This is a genomic window from Psychrobacter sp. 4Dc (assembly GCF_002836715.1).
Taxonomy (GTDB): Bacteria; Pseudomonadota; Gammaproteobacteria; order Pseudomonadales; family Moraxellaceae; genus Psychrobacter.
This window is the reverse complement of record NZ_PJAT01000091.1, coordinates 26,639-43,847: the sequence shown is the minus strand read 5'-3', so window position 1 is coordinate 43,847 and position 17,209 is coordinate 26,639. Positions and strand designations below refer to the sequence as shown.

The window sequence follows — 17,209 nt, the reverse complement described above, 5'->3', positions numbered from 1 at the left end:
GTATTGATAATGGTGTGATAAACAATCTATCTAAATAGTTAAATGATAGTGGGTGACGTGTTTGATTTTTTGACCCAGCAACTTTAATAACGCTGATAGCGTATGAATAATAACGTGCGAGATTTTAACTCATGTCTATAAAACTGACGTCCATACCTATCGATTGTACGCTAATGGCCATTGGCCTGCGAGCACGTCTACCACTGGCTATAGCAGGGTTATTGCTCTCGTCTCAAACACAGGCATTTCTACCAACGCCGCTGTCCGTCCTAGAATCAGATACATTGTCACCTGACGCATCTAGCACAGCACCTACTTATTCTCATTCAGATGCATTATCTGAGTCGGGTAGCATCAGTAGTGCTGAACCTAACATTCAAAATAGTACTTTATCTGAATCAAGCTTAGAGACAGAGCAGCTACTATCGACATGGCGTCAACAAGTAAAAACAGACAAGTTGGCACAGCATACAACATGGCGACGCTTGTTGTATTTTTACGATGATAAAAACAGTGTATTGGGTAAAAAGAAAACCGAGAGTTTGGTTAATGATCCGAGCTTTTTTTTAAGTAAAAATGGTCAACGAGATTCAGGTGCAGAATTGGATGCGATGCTTGTAGCACTTGCACAAGAGTTGGTGTCATCATCAGCAACTGATAACGACCAAGCCAAAACTGATACCAATAATAATTCTGTCTTATGTCGTTTTCCAGCACGAGTGGCATGGTTGACAGAGGCGCTAGCGATCGATGCTGCAAGTCTATCTGCTGACTGTCCAGAATTGGATGAATGGATGTCGACATTAGCGCCTGAGCAGCTATCTATTATGTTTGCGCAGGAGTACTTGGACAATCCGCTCTCTGCGTTTGCTCATACGCTGTTACGCATTGACTCAAAAGCGAGCATCGCTGATCCAAACCAAATCGATAAGGCTTATGCACTGAACTATACGGTAGACGGTGATCCAAACGACAGTTTCCCGATCTATGCTACCAAGTCAATGATTGGCAGCTACAACAGCGCTATCGAAATTGATCCATATCCAGAGATGCTAGCGAAATACCTGCAAGATGATGAACGTGATACGTGGACATATCAGTTGAGTCTGACGCCGGAGGAAGTTCAGCAGATTATGCGCCACGTTTGGGAAACCAAAGCATTAAAGATGCCTTATTACTTTACCACGGACAATTGTGCTTCTGAGATTCTGCGTCTTATTGATGTGGTCCGTCCACAGCAAAACTTACTGAGCCAATTGTCTTACGCAGTCGTGCCTTCTGATGTGATTCAGCTATTAAATGATGAGCAGTTGCTGGCAAGTACCACTTATACGCCTGCTGATAATACCGTACGTCAATCTCAGCTCAATGAGAAAAAACAACAGCGCGCAAAGTTGGGCTATCACAATAGTGCCAAACAAACCGTGAATGAGATCAAGTCTGCGCAGCTCAACCCTGTATCGAGCATGTCAGCTGATGGGCAAACACTGCTCAAGCGTCAAATCGACGTATCGGATAATAATCCGATAGACAGGCATCCGCTACAGTTGGGTACGATAGGTATAGGGCAGCGTGGCGACAATGACTATATGGATATTGGGTTTCGAGCGGGGTTTCATGATACGCTTGACCACGCCTCAGGGTATCCACAGTTTTTTAATTTAGAAGGGCTGGCTGCGACATTACGATTGTATGACACAGATGATAATAAGCCCAATCAGCCAGACAATGTGGTCTTGCAAAACGTTACTTTGATTCGAGGCCGTTCTTTTAACCCTGTCAATGCTGCCAAAAAAGGCAATACTTGGGGCGCCAGTATCGAGGCGACGCGAGTAAACGATGGCTCGCAAGAGGCAGGTACGGATCATTTGGTCGGCAGCGTGGGTTACGAAAAAGGCTGGTCATGGGCATTTGGTACACCAGCCGCAGGTACTGGTGAGATGCCGCCGCAACTGTGCTATACGTTTTTGGCAGGTACAGGGCAAGTAGGACGAGGTATCAATAAAGGCTTTCGTCTAGGCGCAGGTATCAATGCAGGCTGCCGTTATCAGATTAACAATCAGTTACGCGCGCAAGCTGAATTGCAATTGCCATATTGGTATCATGGCAACAACGATGAAACCAACGTCCGTGGTCATTATTGGCAACCAGTCTCAAGCTTAGGACTGCAATATGACATTGATAAAAAACAAGCACTACGTATTAATGCTAATTACGAATGGCAAGAACGTATCGATGCCAATGATGATATACAGCTATCATACAGACGATACTTTTAGTCACTGATTTAGATATTGGTTTAGACACTGATTTAGCCGTTGATTTAGGCATTAATTTAAACAAAATGGCTTCTAAGTGCTGTAATCGTTGCATAAAGGAAGTTGTATAAAGGGAAACATGCTTTATGAGTACGCAAAATTTACTAATTATCGGGCAAGGTGATATTGGCCTACCAGTGACCAATAAACTCGCCCAAGATGGCTATTGTGTGACTGGGCTGGCTCGTAGTGAGCGCGAATACTATGATTTGGTAGATAGTGCAGGTTTTTTGCAGGCTAATGCGTTGACTTTGACTGCTGAGCAGCTACAAGCATTTACTCATATTGCGATTATCGTCACCCCTGACGAGTATTCAACCAGCGGTTATCACGACAGTTATCTAGCGATTAGTCAGCATTTGGCAACGCTTGCTCCACAGCTTATTAAACTTGAACGTGTGGTATTCATTTCTTCTACTGGTGTCTATGGTCAGGATAATGGCGAATGGATTGATGAGCATACTGCACCTGTCACGCCAGCGCGTGAAGCCTCAAAAGTTATATTGCAAGCAGAACAAGCGCTGCAACAAGGCTTCGGTGATAAAGCCATTATTATTCGTCCTAGTGGCATCTACGGTCGCGAGCGCTTAATGCGACTACGCAAGGCTCGTGAGCCAAATAAAGATCCAGTGCCAGCTGAGCATTGGAGCAACCGCATCATGGATCGCGACTTGGTCAATATCCTCACTAAAGTGTTGACGATAGAAACATCAAAGCCTGTTTATCTAGCGACGGACTATCGACCTGTTACTACGTTTGAGCTAGGGGCTTGGCTTAGTGAGCAGGTTGGCGAGACACCTCCTACTATCGATAATACAAAAACCTCAGTGACAGGAAAACGCTTGCACAGCAACATTCCGTTAGCTTGGCTTGATTATGCTGATTGGCAAACAGGCTACCGAGATATTTTAAATCATCAAAAGTAAGCCTTTAGAGTTAAGCCCTAAAGAGTAAAATAGCCCTTGGTATAATCGTTCTTATTTATTTTCTAGTCTATGGAGATTTCATGTCCCAGCCTTCTACTTCTGATGACCGTTTGTCTCATGCTAATCTGGCAACAGAAGGCGGGCAGCTGGCAGAAGGTCACGTCCGAAAAAAGGCTGAGCAATCGTCTATATTAGCTGATTCACAGCAACCTGCGATCGTACATCCTAACTTTGATCCCAAACAATCTCCTCTTGATCCTGCCAGACCATTAAGTGATATACCTGAGCCCGCTCGTCGCCTAAATGGTCAACTGCGCAGGCTTTATGGTAACTCGACTCGGTTCTATCAGCCCAATGCAGACAGCTTATCGAAATGGTCGCTGATTGCTTCAGAAGCACTGGCTGAGCATTTATCATTGCTGAATGCAGCACAGCTTATCGAATTGCCGGATAGCTTTTATCAGAATCACAGTGAGCAGCCACTAATATCGACATTATCGGATATGACATTATTAGATATGTCAGATATTCAACAGGCGATTCGCGCTTATCCAAAACTGAACCGTTACGGGTTTTTGCCTACTCATAGCGCTACAGGAGTTGAGTCAGGTAACAATTCAGATAATGACTCAAATAATGACAGCAAAGCTCAAAATTCTGCATTATCTATGCGCGCATTGACCAAACGTTATAATCCTGATGAGCTACTCAACAGTCTGTATGCCGATGATTGGCAAGTGATACTACAGCCGCAGCAGTTTGAAACAGGCGAGGGTAGTTTGGCCACGGATATTATGGCATGTAGCGTGGCTGTCCATGCGCTAAAGCAATGTAGTACCCGTAAGAGTATCAATCATAGTTATAGCGCCGCAGAAATCTGCCAGCATGTGCGTAGCTATTTGCTCAGTCAGATCGTTTGTGAGCCGTCACAGCGCCATGCATATCGTCAGATTCGACTGTTTGCTGGCCATATTATTGTTGCCGCTTATCATTTGGGCTGGGAGATACAAGTCCGAGCAGATGGACAGAGCTATTTTAATATCTCGTCGCGTAGTGGTTTGCTGACTCGCTATGCCAATATGCAGGATTATGAGATCAATGGTTGGTCAAGCTGATCAATAATGCGTACAATAATGCAAATTTTTTGCCCCCTCTTTTTGCTGATAGGAATGTCATAATGTCTCATGTAACACGCCCTCAAGACCCTACATTTTCATCTCATCAATTTATTCAACTGGCTCTCGACAACCAAGTGCTAAAGTTTGGTGAGTTTGTCCTAAAGTCTGGTCGTATCAGTCCGTACTTTTTTAATGCAGGCTTGCTTGCGACTGGTGAGATGTTGTCACTGCTAGCACGCGGCTATGCAGATGCCTTAGCTGAACAAATAAGTGCAAATAATGGCGATAATGAGCAAGAACTGGTTATCTTTGGTGCGGCTTATAAAGGCATTCCTTTTGTCGCAGCGACGGCGCAAGCGTTATGGCTACATCATGGCATCAATGCCAAATGGGGCTATAACCGTAAAGAAGCCAAAACTCACGGCGAAGGCGGCAATTTGGTCGGTGCTGACGTAACTGGCAAGGCCGTTTGGGTGCTCGACGATGTCATCACAGCGGGTACAGCCATGCGCGAAGTGGTCGATATTTTAGAGCAAGCAGGCGCAAGCGTTGCTGGTATTCTCGTCGCACTTGATCGTAAAGAAAAAGGTCAAGCAGATCACTCTGCTATTCAAGAGCTTGCCGCGACACTAGAAGTGCCCGTACGTGCATTGGTTGATATTGATGATTTGATCAGTTATTTGGCCGATGACCATGGTGCACGAAACGGCCAGCATAAAGACGCGACCCAGTTAGCCAAAATGCAACACTACCGTGAGCAGTACGGCGTATAGTTGGGCACTGATGTTGTTTAGTAGGTGTGTTTCATATTAATAATATAACGTAAGTGAGTTTTATCATGAGCCAACAAAAACAAGAAAAGTCGCTAAAAATACTCGTTATTATGGATCCGATCGAGCGGGTTAATTATAAAAAAGACACCAGTCTCGCTATGATGTGGGCCGCTCAAGACCGTGGCCATCAGCTCGGTTATTGTCAGATTCATGACCTGTGGTTGGACCGTGGTCAGTTGATGGTTGATACGCAGCCACTGACAGTAAAGCGTGATCCTGCAGATTTCTATACATTGGGTGATAAAAGCACAGGGCCAGTCGGCGACTATGACGTGATTTTGATGCGCAAAGATCCGCCGTTTGATATGCGCTTTATTTATGCCACTTATATGCTTGACCATGCCAAAGCAGCAGGCGTGCTCGTGGTCAATGATCCACAAGCGATTCGCGACTGCAATGAGAAATTATTTGCGACGTGGTTTAGCGATTATATGAGCCCAACGATTGTGACCAGCAAACAAGCACACATTCGTAAGTTCATCGCTGAACAACAGGACGTCATCGTCAAGCCACTAGATGGTATGGGCGGCACTGGTATCTTTCGCTTAACCGCTGATAGCCCAAACATCGGAGTGACGTTAGAGATACTGACTGAGCTTGAGACTTTGCCCATCATGGCGCAGCGTTATTTGCCAGAAATCAAAGAGGGCGATAAGCGCGTATTAATCGTCGATGGAGTCGTGGTAGATTATAGTTTGGCTCGTATTCCAACCAAAGGCGAGACCCGTGGTAATCTAGCAGCTGGTGGTAGTGGCGTTGCTATGCCATTGACTGATATTGAACGCCAAGTAGCAGAAGTTGTGGCACCAATCGTCAAAGAAAAAGGCCTAATGTTCGTTGGTCTAGACTTGATCGGTGGGCGCATCACTGAGATTAACGTTACTAGCCCAACATGCGTACGTGAGATTGATGACCAATGCGGTACAGATATCGCGACCGACTTTATTATTGCTATTGAGAATAAATTTACTGCGTAGCTTTCGCTATGTTCAGGAAAGTTTTGAGTTCAGGAATATTTTGACTACGTAAAACCCATATTTTGAGGTATTGTTAGTCATTGATTTTCCTTACCGTTTATTAGCATTACACGACGCCAAGCTATGACCGATCATGGCTTGGATTTTTGTTATTTTTGCTGCATAAAGTACTGTATATAAGACAATGATTTCCTCTATACTATGCGGGCTTTGGCTAGGTCATTATTTTTCATAATTGTTACCGCCGCAGTGAGATAAACCCTTCATATAAATAAAGTAAAGATAGGCAGGCGTTCATGAAAACACCGCATATATTGATGATGGCAGCTGGTACGGGCGGGCATGTTTTTCCAGCGCTTGCAGTGAGCGACGAGCTGACCCAGCGCGGTGCAGTGATTCATTGGTTAGGAACGCCAAACGGTATGGAAAATGGGTTGGTTGAGCCGACAGGTTATCCTTTTCATGCTATTAATATGCAAGGACTTCGTGGCAAAGGCGTTGGTCGATTATTGAAGCTACCAATGACTCTGCTATCAGCGACGATGGCAGCAGTAAAAGTGATTCGTAGTAATCAGATTGACGTGGTCGTTGGGTTCGGTGGTTATGTCACTGCACCTGGCGGTATCGCTGCGCGTATGACTAATACGCCTTTGATTATCCATGAGCAAAATGCCATCGCTGGCATGAGCAACCGCTACTTATCTAAGCTGTCGACTAAGACATTACAAGCGTTCGAGAATACCTTTGCTAATAGTCAGCAAGATGCCAAGCTTGAGACAGTGGGCAATCCTGTGCGTAACGCCATTACTGGTGTCGCAGAGCCAACCATACGCTACGATGTAAATGACAGTTCACCGCTTAAACTGTTGGTAGTGGGCGGTTCACTTGGTGCTCAGGTATTAAATGATACAGTACCAAAAGCATTAGCATTACTAGATCAGCCACTTGAAGTCCTACACCAGTGCGGACGCAACAATGAAGCAGCCACGCAAGCAGCTTATAGCGCACAAAACCTAAACAACCATCAGTTTACTGTACAGCCTTTTATTGATGATATGGCTGCAGCTTATAACTGGGCAGACATCATCGTTTGCCGCGCAGGTGCACTGACCGTGACCGAAATCCAAAACGTCGGCATCGCCGCTATTTTTGTACCGCTACCGCATGCAGTGGATGATCATCAAACAGCTAATGCGCGCACGCTGACCTCACATGATGCGGCAATTCTACTGCCACAGTCAGAGCTAACTGCCAAGAGTCTAAGTGACGAGCTTGGCGCACTCAATCGAGAGAAGTGCTTAGCGATGGCAAAAAAAGGCCACGCATTGGCCAACCGTAGTGCGAGTAAGCAAGTTGCTGACATCATTTGGCAAGCGCTATAGTCTGTAATCTATAACCTTATTTGAATTTACTAAGTTTTATTGACCTTTAATAAAGAGAGATCCTTATGCCTACCTCTGCGAAAGCTCTACCTAAGCGTTTGATTGAAATACCAGAAATGCGCCGTATTCAGCATTTGCATTTTATCGGTATTGGTGGCTCAGGCATGTGCGGTATCGCTGAGGTAATGAACAATCAAGGCTATCAGGTCAGTGGTTCTGACATCGCAGAAAGTCTAGTGACTAAGCGTTTACAGCAGATTGGCATCGAGATATCGATTGGCCATGACTCTAAAAATATTGCCAATGCCGATGTTATCGTTGTCTCATCAGCGATTGATCGTAGCAATCCTGAAGTAAAAGCAGCGCTTGAAGCTCGTCTGCCGGTAGTACGCCGCGCCGATATGCTTGGTGAGCTAATGCGCTATCGTCATGGCATCGCAGTTGCTGGCGCCCACGGTAAAACGACGACGACGAGTTTGCTCACTACGATGATGGCAGAAGGACAGCTAGATCCTACTTATGTTATTGGCGGTAAGTTAAATGCGTCAGGAAAAAATGCGGCATTGGGTAGCAGCCGTTTCTTGGTAGCAGAAGCAGATGAGTCTGATGCATCGTTCTTGTCATTGCATCCGATGGCCGCGATTGTGACCAACATCGACCAAGACCATATGGAAACCTACGAAAACAGCTTTGATAAATTAAAAGCTGCTTATATCCAGTTTCTACAAAATATGCCGTTTTACGGTTTAGCAGTGGTCTGCGGTGATGACCCTGAACTGTATGCAATGATCGATGATATCGGTCGTCCGGTATTGACCTTTGGTCTTGAGCCGTTCAATGACGTACAAGCTGTAGACTTGGTGACAGAAGGGACTAAGACTCACTTTACCGTATTGCGCCGTGACCGTGAGCCATTACGCCTAACGTTAAACATTCCTGGTACACATAACGTCTATAACGCGCTTGCTGCCATCACGATGGCGACCGATGAAGGCGTTGATGATGCAGCGATTGAGCGTGCCTTGCAGAAATTTGAAGGCGTGGGTCGTCGTTTTGAGCAGCACGCTTCTGTCGATATCGATGATGGCAATGTCTTATTGATTGATGATTATGGTCATCATCCAAAAGAAGTCGATGCGACCATCAAAGCCGCTCGTCAAAGCTTCCCTGATCGTCGTTTGGTGATGCTATTTCAGCCGCATCGTTATAGCCGTACCCGTGATTGCTACGATGATTTTGTAGAGGTGCTATCGAGCGTTGATGAGCTATTATTATTAGATGTTTATTCAGCAGGTGAGAGCCCGATTACGGGCGCTGATACCAAGTCACTAGCGCGTAGTATCCGTTTGCGCGGTGAAGTTGAACCGACTATTATTGATAAAGACAATCTAGCTCCTGTTATGCAGCGTTTATTAAAAGCCAACGATATGCTGATTACCCAAGGCGCTGGTAATGTCGGGCAGATTGCTATCGATTTGGCTGCCAATAACCTTTATATTAAGTAAGCTAAAATTTAGGGACGATCCTCATGACAACTGATAATAAAGACAATAATAGCACTCAAAATGCAGCTACCAATGATACATCTTTAGACACGACGACTCATGCAAAAGACGCCAGTCAGTTTGGCAAAGTCGCCGTTATTTATGGTGGCAGTAGCAATGAGCGCAGCGTGTCTTTGGACAGTGGTGCGGCAGTATTGCAAGCGCTTCAAAACCAAGGCGTTGATGCCACTCACTTTGATCCAAAGCATCAAGACATTACTGAGCTACGCAAATATGACCGCGTGTTTAATGTTTTACATGGTCGTGGCGGCGAAGATGGCTTGTTGCAAGGCGTATTACAGTGGTTTGATATACCTCAGACAGGCTCAGGTATTCTAGCTTCTGCACTAGGTATGGACAAAGTACGTACCAAGCAACTGTGGCAAGGCTGCGGCCTCTCAACTGCACCGTTCTCATTGCTGACAGCTGATACTGACTGGCAGCAAGTAGTTAACATGTTAGGTCTGCCCCTTATCATTAAGCCAGTTCATGAAGGTTCAAGTATTGGTATGACTAAGGTCAATCATCTTGACGAACTACCTGCTGCTTATGCAACTGCAGTGGAATGTGGTGATGCGGTGATGGCTGAGCGCTGGATTACAGGACGTGAATTTACGATTGTGATTATCGATGACGAAGCCTATCCAGTTATTCGTCTCGAACCAGCTGACATTACTAATTTCTATGATTTTGAAGCCAAGTATAATCGTAACGATACCAGTTACTACATCCCCTGTGGATTGAGCACTGCTGATGAAAAGCACTTGCAAGACTTAAGCCTTGCAGCATTTCGTGCAGTAGATGCAAAAGGGTGGGGGCGTATCGATGCCATGCAAGACGAAGCAGGCAACTTTTGGTTGCTCGAAATCAATACCGTACCAGGTATGACCAGTCACAGTTTGGTGCCGATGGCGGCTAAAGCGCGCGGATTAGATTTTGATGCACTATGCTGGCACATTTTGGCACAAACGCTATAACTGTCAAATCAACTAAATTGAGCAGATAGTGATGACTCTTTGTGTCACTAGAGCTGCTATACCACAGCTTCATGTAAACTTGTGTAAATTCGCTGCTGCTAGTTAGTGTTTGGCTATTGTTTAACCACAAAATACGTTAATATTGTAAGAATAAGTCTATTTTGGTGCTATTGATTTCTTTTCCATATATAACTGATAACTTATTCATAATTTAAGAAAAGTGTTACGTTTAAATGGGTGTCACAACGGTATATAAGCCATATTTTTAATAAAGTTTGATAAGATACCGACTTAATTAGCTTCTGCTAAAAGTGAGCAGATTTATATCAATAAATAGCATGATCGGTTTTATGCATATCATATATAGGGACAAAGGTCGTTATGGCTCAAACTGTCAACGAGGTAACTGACTTGATGAGTGATAAAGCCGGTCGCCCAAAGTCTAATCTCCAAGTACCGGCAACGGTAAAGTATCTATTTATGATACTAGTCTTAGGTTTGTTAGTGCTAATATTAATGATGGGCGGCAAAGCATTGCGTGATGCACCGCCAGCAAACATTTATGTGAGTAATCAAGGTTTGTCTGTTGCTCAGTATCGATCATTGCAAGAAGTGATGGAACAACAACAAATAAGTAGCTTCTTTACTTCTGATTTGCAGGCATTGCGAGACATTACGATGGGCTTAGCTTGGGTAGACCAAGTGAGCATCTCTCGTGATTGGCAACGTGGTATCGTCGTCAACGCACTGCCAAAACAAGCAGTTGCTAATTTTGGTACAGAACGTTTGGTCGATGCAAAAGGGGCTGTATTTGTTCCTGCTGATAGCAGAGATTTAACACAAGAACGTTTTGCGACCTTACAGGGCGAGATGTCTCAAGCGCCAGTTATTATGCAACAGATGCAGCAAGTTAATGATTGGTATGCACCGGTTGGTATGCATGTCCAAGATATCATTCTGTCACCGAGAATGACTTGGCTAATTCGCTTTGATAATGGATTACGTGTGATTGTAGACAATGAAAACACGGCGCAAAAACTACTGAATTTAAGCCAACTGCTTGGCAATCAGTTAAGGACGCGTCGAGATGAAATGCAGTCTGTAGATTTACGATACAAAAACGGCTTTACCATCGCTTGGAACGTGACACAGAGTGCTGAATCAGAATAGCCTAAGTAAGCGCTACATCTATGCATAACCGATGTGAGCTAATACGGTTTATTTAGTTTGAAGAAAATATGTACAACATCATAGCGTATTAGTAACGCTTTTTTTAATGATTTAATAGAAGAGCATCACTTGTTCTTCTATTTAGCGATAATTTGTCTGGTACCATGAAAAATAATGAAAATCTGGTTGTTGTCCATCTAAGTGCCACGGCAGTGTATGTCGTCATAGGCAATGTTGTCTCTGCAAAAGACATTCGTATTTTGGGCGTAGGGCAAGTTAGAAACAGCGATTTTTATCAAGGTCAAATAAAGCATCGTGAACGTCTGCAAGGTGCTATTAAGCAAGCTATTCAAGAAGCAGAAGACACCGCTAACTGCCGTGTGCATAGTGTTTGGTTAACGCTTGCGACCCCTGAACTCTCCAGCAAAAACAGTGCTGGAGAGGTCAAAGTAGAAGATGAAGTTGTACGTGCCAAAGACATGGTACAAGCATTGGCTAATGCAAAATCGCGTGATTTATCATCTGACTATTATTTGATGCATTGCTGTCAGCAAGGTATCTATGTCGATGAGCAAGATTTTATGGTGGATGATGTCATCGAAATGATGGCACACAATATCACCGTGATGTACCACATGATGATGATGCCTGTTGCCAGCCGTCAGAATATCCAAAAGCTGTTACAAAGTTGTGACGTCGGCATTGATCATATTGTTTTCGATGCAGTGACCAGTGCTGAGTACAGTTTGATGACTGAGGAACGCCAGCAAGGGGTTTGCTTGGTCGATATTGGTGCAAGTACGACCAGCATCTGTGTGTATAAAGAAAATAAGCTGATTTTTACACATTGTATAGCAACGGGCAGTCATGAAGTGACAATGGATATTTCAGCTGATTTTGGTATTTCCATGATTGAAGCTGAAAAGCTGAAGAAGTCTCATGGTACAGCTGATGTTAATAGTGTCGACCCAAGCGCATTCTTTTTGTTCAAGCCTCAAGGATCGGGCGACGAAATCAATATTGGCATCTATAACTTGGCACGTATTATTGAAGCTCGTTACGTTCAGATATTCACTGAAGTAGCGCGTCAATTACACGAAGCAGGTTTGATAGGCTATATCGATAAAGGGATTGTGTTGACTGGCGGCGGTAGTACGATTAAAGGTATGATACCCTTTGCCAAAAAGCTACTAAAAATGCCTGTCGTACTGACCAATACTCACCCTGCTATCAGTGCTTATAATCATTTTGATAATGATGAGTCATTTAAGCTACTAAATAGCCAAGTAAATGATCGTGCTTATCAGACGGCTTTTGGTACGTTGTTATACAGTCAAAGTGAGCAGTTTCGCCGTAGTGAGAAAAGCGAACCTGAAGCGATTCAAAACAATCGAGTATCAGGCGTGTTTCGGAGCGCGGGTCAACGGTTTGCAAATGTTTTAAAGAAAATATTATAGATCTGTTTAACCTCATAGCTAGAAAATCCATATATTATGGAATGTCTCTAAATTAGTTAAGCAAGAAAATAAAGTAATATTGCGAATAAATTAGTTTTAAAAATAAAGTATTAAGTGATAATGACATATTATTGTCTATACTGATCGATTTTAGCCATACCCTGTTTTATTTAAATACATTTATATATAGTATGTCGATAGCGCGCCACATGAGTGCGTTACTATGTATCGACTTACACGCTATCTGCAACTGGAGAATCTTTTTTATGTCAAAATACACCATGCCAGATGATAATCAGCTTCAAAACAATGGCCAAGCAAGCTTCACTGTATTCGGTGTTGGTGGCGGCGGCGGTAATGCAGTTGAACATATGGTACAGCAAGGCATCAGAGGTGTAACGTTCGTTTGTGCCAATACAGATAAACAAGCGCTAGATCGTCTTACTGCACCGCACAAACTGCAATTAGGTGCAAAAACGAACCGTGGTCTAGGGGCAGGCGCAAATCCAGAAGTCGGTCGTGAAGCAGCAGAGAGCGAAGAAGAAGCGATTCGCGCATTGCTTGAGCACTCAGATATGGTATTTATCACTGCTGGTATGGGCGGCGGTACTGGTACAGGCGCAGCGCCAGTTGTTGCTCGTATTGCGAAGGAAATGGAAGTACTAACAGTTGCTGTTGTGACTACGCCATTCAAATTCGAAGGTGGTAAGCGTATCAAAGCTGCTAAAGCAGGTATTGAGCAGCTGACCAACTTTGTCGACTCAATTATCACGATTCCAAATGATAAGTTGATGAGTGTATACGGCAACATCTCTATGCAAGATGCTTTCAAAAAAGCGGATGATGTATTGCTGCATGCTGTTCAAGGTATTGCGGAAACCATTGCTAGCGAAGGTATGATCAACATCGACTTTAACGATATCCGTACGGCAATGACTGCGAAAGGTCATGCGATGATGGGTATTGGCCGTGCCAGCGGTGATGATCGTGCGCGTCAAGCGACTGAAAAAGCCATCAGATCACCACTACTTGATGATTTGCGTTTAGAAAATGCAAAAGGCCTATTGGTTAACGTTATTTCTTCAGAATCATTGTCACTAGATGAGATGAGCAAAATCAGTGCAATAGTCGAAGAAATTACTGACATCGACGACGCTCACATTTTCTACGGTTCTGTGATTGATGAAAAAATGGGTGACGACTTACATGTAACCGTTATCGCAACTGGCTTAACGTTAGATGAGAATGCTGGACAAGAGCCAGAAGTAGTAGAGCAGCCAGTACCTTCTGTTAATAGCACGCAACCTGTTGATCCTAATGTGCATACCAGCGCTTTAAATAGTCAGAAGCAGTCTCAAGCTCAGCAGCATCAAGATAGCGTTGTACGTCCTAGTGCAAGTGCACCTCAAGAGCAGCCTAAGACGAAAACAAATAGTATTCAAGACTATTTAAAGCGTCAACAGAATAAATAGTACTTCTAATTTACTGTGAGTAAGAAAAAGCCAGCGTTTTAACGCTGGTTTTTTTGTGGTTAAGGAAAAATGAAACGTCTTGTATAAGAAAAATTATGACAATTTTCTATGTAATCTATATGTATATGATTGTCGAAACGTATATGAGCCTCATTGTTTTATAGCATTAGGTAGGCCATATAAAGTAAAAATCAGCAATAGAATATTGACGATAAGTGTTATCAATCAAGGAGATAAGAAAATTAGCGCTTTTTATATATAGCGAATAAGGGGTCGGTAATGGTACACTATGTCAATTGTAACAAAATATGTGAGAAGACAACCATGAACCAAAGAACCATAAAAACAGCAATAGCCGTTACGGGTACTGGTCTACATAGTGGTCAGCCTGTTGACTTGGAGTTTCATCCGCAGCCGATTGACACTGGTATTGTTTTCGAGCGCTCTGACATAGAAGGTAGTCAACCAATCCCAGCGAGTGCGTTTTTAGTACAAGACACGATGATGTCATCGAACTTAGTGTTTGGTGGTACGCGAGTGGGCACGGTTGAGCATCTGCTTAGTGCCATCGCTGGTCTAGGAGTAGACAATCTGTTAGTTCGGGTCTCTGCTTCAGAGATACCAATTATGGATGGTAGCGCTGCGCCTTTCGTTGCGCTCTTACTAGATGCAGGATTTTGTGAGCAAGAAGCGGCAAAGAAATTTATTAAAATTATACGTCCAGTACGAGTAAAACTAGAAGATAAATGGGCAGAGCTACGTCCTTATGAAGGGTATGAATTAAATTTCGAAATTGATTTTGATCATCCTGCGTTTGATAAGAACTTTCAGCATGCACAGTTGCAGTTCTCTACACAGAACTTCATCGAACAATTAAGCACTGCGCGTACTTTTGGATTTTTACGTGATATAGAAGCGCTACGTCAAAATAACCTAGCATTAGGTGGTAGTATGGAAAATGCCATCGTTATCGATGATGCCAACATACTCAATGCCGAAGGCTTACGTTTTAACGATGAGTTTGTCCGTCATAAAATTTTAGATGCTTTGGGAGATTTGCATTTGATTGGCTACCCAATTTTAGGTCGCTTTAATGCCTATAAGTCTGGTCATGCTCTAAATAACTTATTGGTACGTGAAATACTGTCTGACGAAAACAATTTTGAAATTGTAACTTTTGATGACAATGTAACCTGTCCTATCGAGTATTTACCGCTTAACGATTTGGTTATTGAAGGATAAATACAGGAAGTAGCGAAACATTTACGCAATATTACATAGAAGGCTCATAATTACATTTATATAATATTCTATATTTTGAATATATTATCTATATGAATATATGAATTTTCCGTTAAGGTACACAGTACAAAAGCTGTAGATGGTTTTTAAGTCCTTTGTTAGCTATATCCATAATCCGGATGTAACTAACGAAGGATTTTTTTTATCTAATACATTACAAAAATCCATCTTTATCAATGCCATCACCTGCTCTTATTTACATAACTTTACATTTAACGGTCGGTATTTTTAATGATTAATCAAACGCAAAAGAGCTTTTTTGAGATTTTCATCAGTGGTGACATGCTCTGCGGCCTGTGATATAGTCCGTTTTGTGTTCTGGCTAAGCGCCTGATTTTCATTGGCTTTACGAGAATTTGGCAAGTGCAGTGATGATGTTGACGATTGTTTAGATGAATAATTATCGGCAGAGCTTTTAGCCACAACGACACGGATTTGCTTGAGTTGTTTAAATGTAATTGACTGCTCTGTTAGTATTTGCAAATACGAGCTATGTAAATAGCGAATATGATTTGCTGCTGTCATTGAGCTAACACTTAATATCAACTGCTCAGGTGATAAGCCTACAACCCAACAGGTATTGAGTATTTCTTCAGGTAGACAGTCTACCAATAGCTCTTTTATCTCATTGGTTGCTTCTATATATAGTCGCATGTTGTTAGCAAGGGTTTGAGGTAGCGCGCTACCAGCAAATGCTTGATGATCTATAAGCTGGGCAAGCCGATTAGGCTGTTTTTTTGACATCGTAAGTACTCATCTAATAGGTGACAAACTCGATACTCATAACAGACGTGCTAAACGCAATATATAGCAGATGGCTTATAAGATAGTTGACTAGGTGGGAGGTACTACTGGCACTAGTCACTATTTGAAAAGAATGAACCGTTGTAATAGGGATTTTATCACGTCTATTTGATGATTATATCCTCTAAATTAATTGATGCTTCGTTATGGATGACGAGCAGACTTGTATTAACAATAGGTAGTAAATTTATGAAACAAGCTTTATTAATTTTGTCAGTATTGGGAATGGGTATCGCACAGGCGAGTGGTGCTGCCGAAACAACCTTTCAACCAAATAATACCTTGAGTCATACCATCACAAATATTTCTACTTCTGCGAACTATGGTTCTAGTCGCAACATCTACAGCACTAACAGTGGTGCTCATGTATATAGCAACGATGAGATCAGTCAAGCAATTGACAATCTAAGCGCTCATGCTAAGCAAAAAGAATATCAGCTCGCTTCACTTACTAGCCGCTTATCATACGAGCAGCGTCAGCAGCAAGCAAGTCGTATCCCTGATAGTAATTCTGCACCTGCTATTGCTGCAGCACGCGCATCACGAGTGGCTTTGTCTAGAAGCTCTGGTTATTGTGCCCGTTATGTACGAAAAGCACTACAGTCAGCAGGTTACGAATTTACGCCTAACCCTTCAGCCTATCAGTACGCCTCTCGTGGCACGCTAGCCCAAGCCGGCTTTACCAAGATCAGTAACGACATGGCACCACAAGTTGGTGATGTCGTTGTCTATAACCGCACGTCAAGCCGTCCACATGGTCATATTCAGATTTTTGATGGCAATGACTGGGTATCTGATTTCCGTCAAAACAGCATTAGCCCTTATAGCGGTACATACAGCTATACGACATGGCGTGATTCGCAGTATGTTGATGATGCATCAGATCGTGGTATCTACCTTGCGATGGCTGACAAATAAACATCGGTTAA

The 17,209-nt window shown here is 43.1% G+C and carries 14 protein-coding genes; 13 read left to right on the top strand and 1 reads right to left on the bottom strand.

The features are described 5' to 3' along the window. Nucleotides 1–131 precede the first annotated feature (131 nt). From CXF61_RS06925 to lpxC, 12 genes are all read left to right on the top strand, one after another. Nucleotides 132–2,279 carry an Lnb N-terminal periplasmic domain-containing protein gene (locus CXF61_RS06925; RefSeq protein WP_165597673.1) on the top strand — a complete coding sequence of 716 codons (2,148 nt, stop codon included), beginning with the start codon at nucleotides 132–134 and terminating at the stop codon, nucleotides 2,277–2,279. Nucleotides 2,280–2,404: 125 nt separating this feature from the next. After that, nucleotides 2,405–3,244, top strand: a complete 840-nt coding sequence (locus tag CXF61_RS06920; RefSeq protein ID WP_165597672.1) for an SDR family oxidoreductase — start codon at nucleotides 2,405–2,407, stop codon at nucleotides 3,242–3,244. Between the two features lie 80 nt (nucleotides 3,245–3,324). Beyond that, nucleotides 3,325–4,359, top strand: a complete 1,035-nt coding sequence (locus CXF61_RS06915; protein WP_165597671.1) for a hypothetical protein — start codon at nucleotides 3,325–3,327, stop codon at nucleotides 4,357–4,359. Nucleotides 4,360–4,421: 62 nt separating this feature from the next. Further along, entirely contained in the window at nucleotides 4,422–5,135 is a 714-nt protein-coding gene (gene pyrE, locus CXF61_RS06910; protein WP_165597670.1) for an orotate phosphoribosyltransferase, read from the top strand. Between the two features lie 65 nt (nucleotides 5,136–5,200). Next, nucleotides 5,201–6,172, top strand: a complete 972-nt coding sequence (gene gshB / locus CXF61_RS06905; protein WP_165597669.1) for a glutathione synthase — start codon at nucleotides 5,201–5,203, stop codon at nucleotides 6,170–6,172. 296 nt (nucleotides 6,173–6,468) lie between these two features. Then, a complete protein-coding gene (gene murG / locus CXF61_RS06900; protein WP_165597668.1) occupies nucleotides 6,469–7,554 on the top strand; it encodes an undecaprenyldiphospho-muramoylpentapeptide beta-N-acetylglucosaminyltransferase in 1,086 nt (361 codons plus the stop codon). 65 nt (nucleotides 7,555–7,619) lie between these two features. Then, nucleotides 7,620–9,059, top strand: coding sequence for a UDP-N-acetylmuramate--L-alanine ligase (murC, locus tag CXF61_RS06895; protein ID WP_101205772.1), 1,440 nt, complete (start codon nucleotides 7,620–7,622; stop codon nucleotides 9,057–9,059). Nucleotides 9,060–9,082: 23 nt separating this feature from the next. Continuing rightward, entirely contained in the window at nucleotides 9,083–10,075 is a 993-nt protein-coding gene (locus tag CXF61_RS06890; protein WP_165597667.1) for a D-alanine--D-alanine ligase, read from the top strand. A gap of 381 nt (nucleotides 10,076–10,456) precedes the next feature. Then, nucleotides 10,457–11,245: a cell division protein FtsQ/DivIB gene (locus tag CXF61_RS06885; protein WP_165597666.1), complete on the top strand. Its 789-nt coding sequence runs from the start codon at nucleotides 10,457–10,459 to the stop codon at nucleotides 11,243–11,245. Nucleotides 11,246–11,409: 164 nt separating this feature from the next. Further along, nucleotides 11,410–12,702 carry a cell division protein FtsA gene (gene ftsA, locus CXF61_RS06880; RefSeq protein ID WP_165597665.1) on the top strand — a complete coding sequence of 431 codons (1,293 nt, stop codon included), beginning with the start codon at nucleotides 11,410–11,412 and terminating at the stop codon, nucleotides 12,700–12,702. Between the two features lie 266 nt (nucleotides 12,703–12,968). Beyond that, entirely contained in the window at nucleotides 12,969–14,174 is a 1,206-nt protein-coding gene (gene ftsZ, locus CXF61_RS06875; protein ID WP_165597664.1) for a cell division protein FtsZ, read from the top strand. Nucleotides 14,175–14,498: 324 nt separating this feature from the next. Further along, nucleotides 14,499–15,416 carry a UDP-3-O-acyl-N-acetylglucosamine deacetylase gene (gene lpxC / locus CXF61_RS06870; RefSeq protein ID WP_193834198.1) on the top strand — a complete coding sequence of 306 codons (918 nt, stop codon included), beginning with the start codon at nucleotides 14,499–14,501 and terminating at the stop codon, nucleotides 15,414–15,416. Between the two features lie 288 nt (nucleotides 15,417–15,704). On the opposite strand, the gene CXF61_RS06865 is transcribed toward lpxC, so the two are convergent. Continuing rightward, a complete protein-coding gene (locus CXF61_RS06865; RefSeq protein WP_165597662.1) occupies nucleotides 15,705–16,220 on the bottom strand; it encodes a hypothetical protein in 516 nt (171 codons plus the stop codon). A 249-nt stretch (nucleotides 16,221–16,469) separates the two neighbouring features. Between CXF61_RS06865 and CXF61_RS06860 the strand changes: the two genes are divergently transcribed. Then, a complete protein-coding gene (locus CXF61_RS06860) occupies nucleotides 16,470–17,198 on the top strand; it encodes a CHAP domain-containing protein (protein ID WP_165597661.1) in 729 nt (242 codons plus the stop codon). The last annotated feature ends 11 nt before the right edge of the window (nucleotides 17,199–17,209 follow it).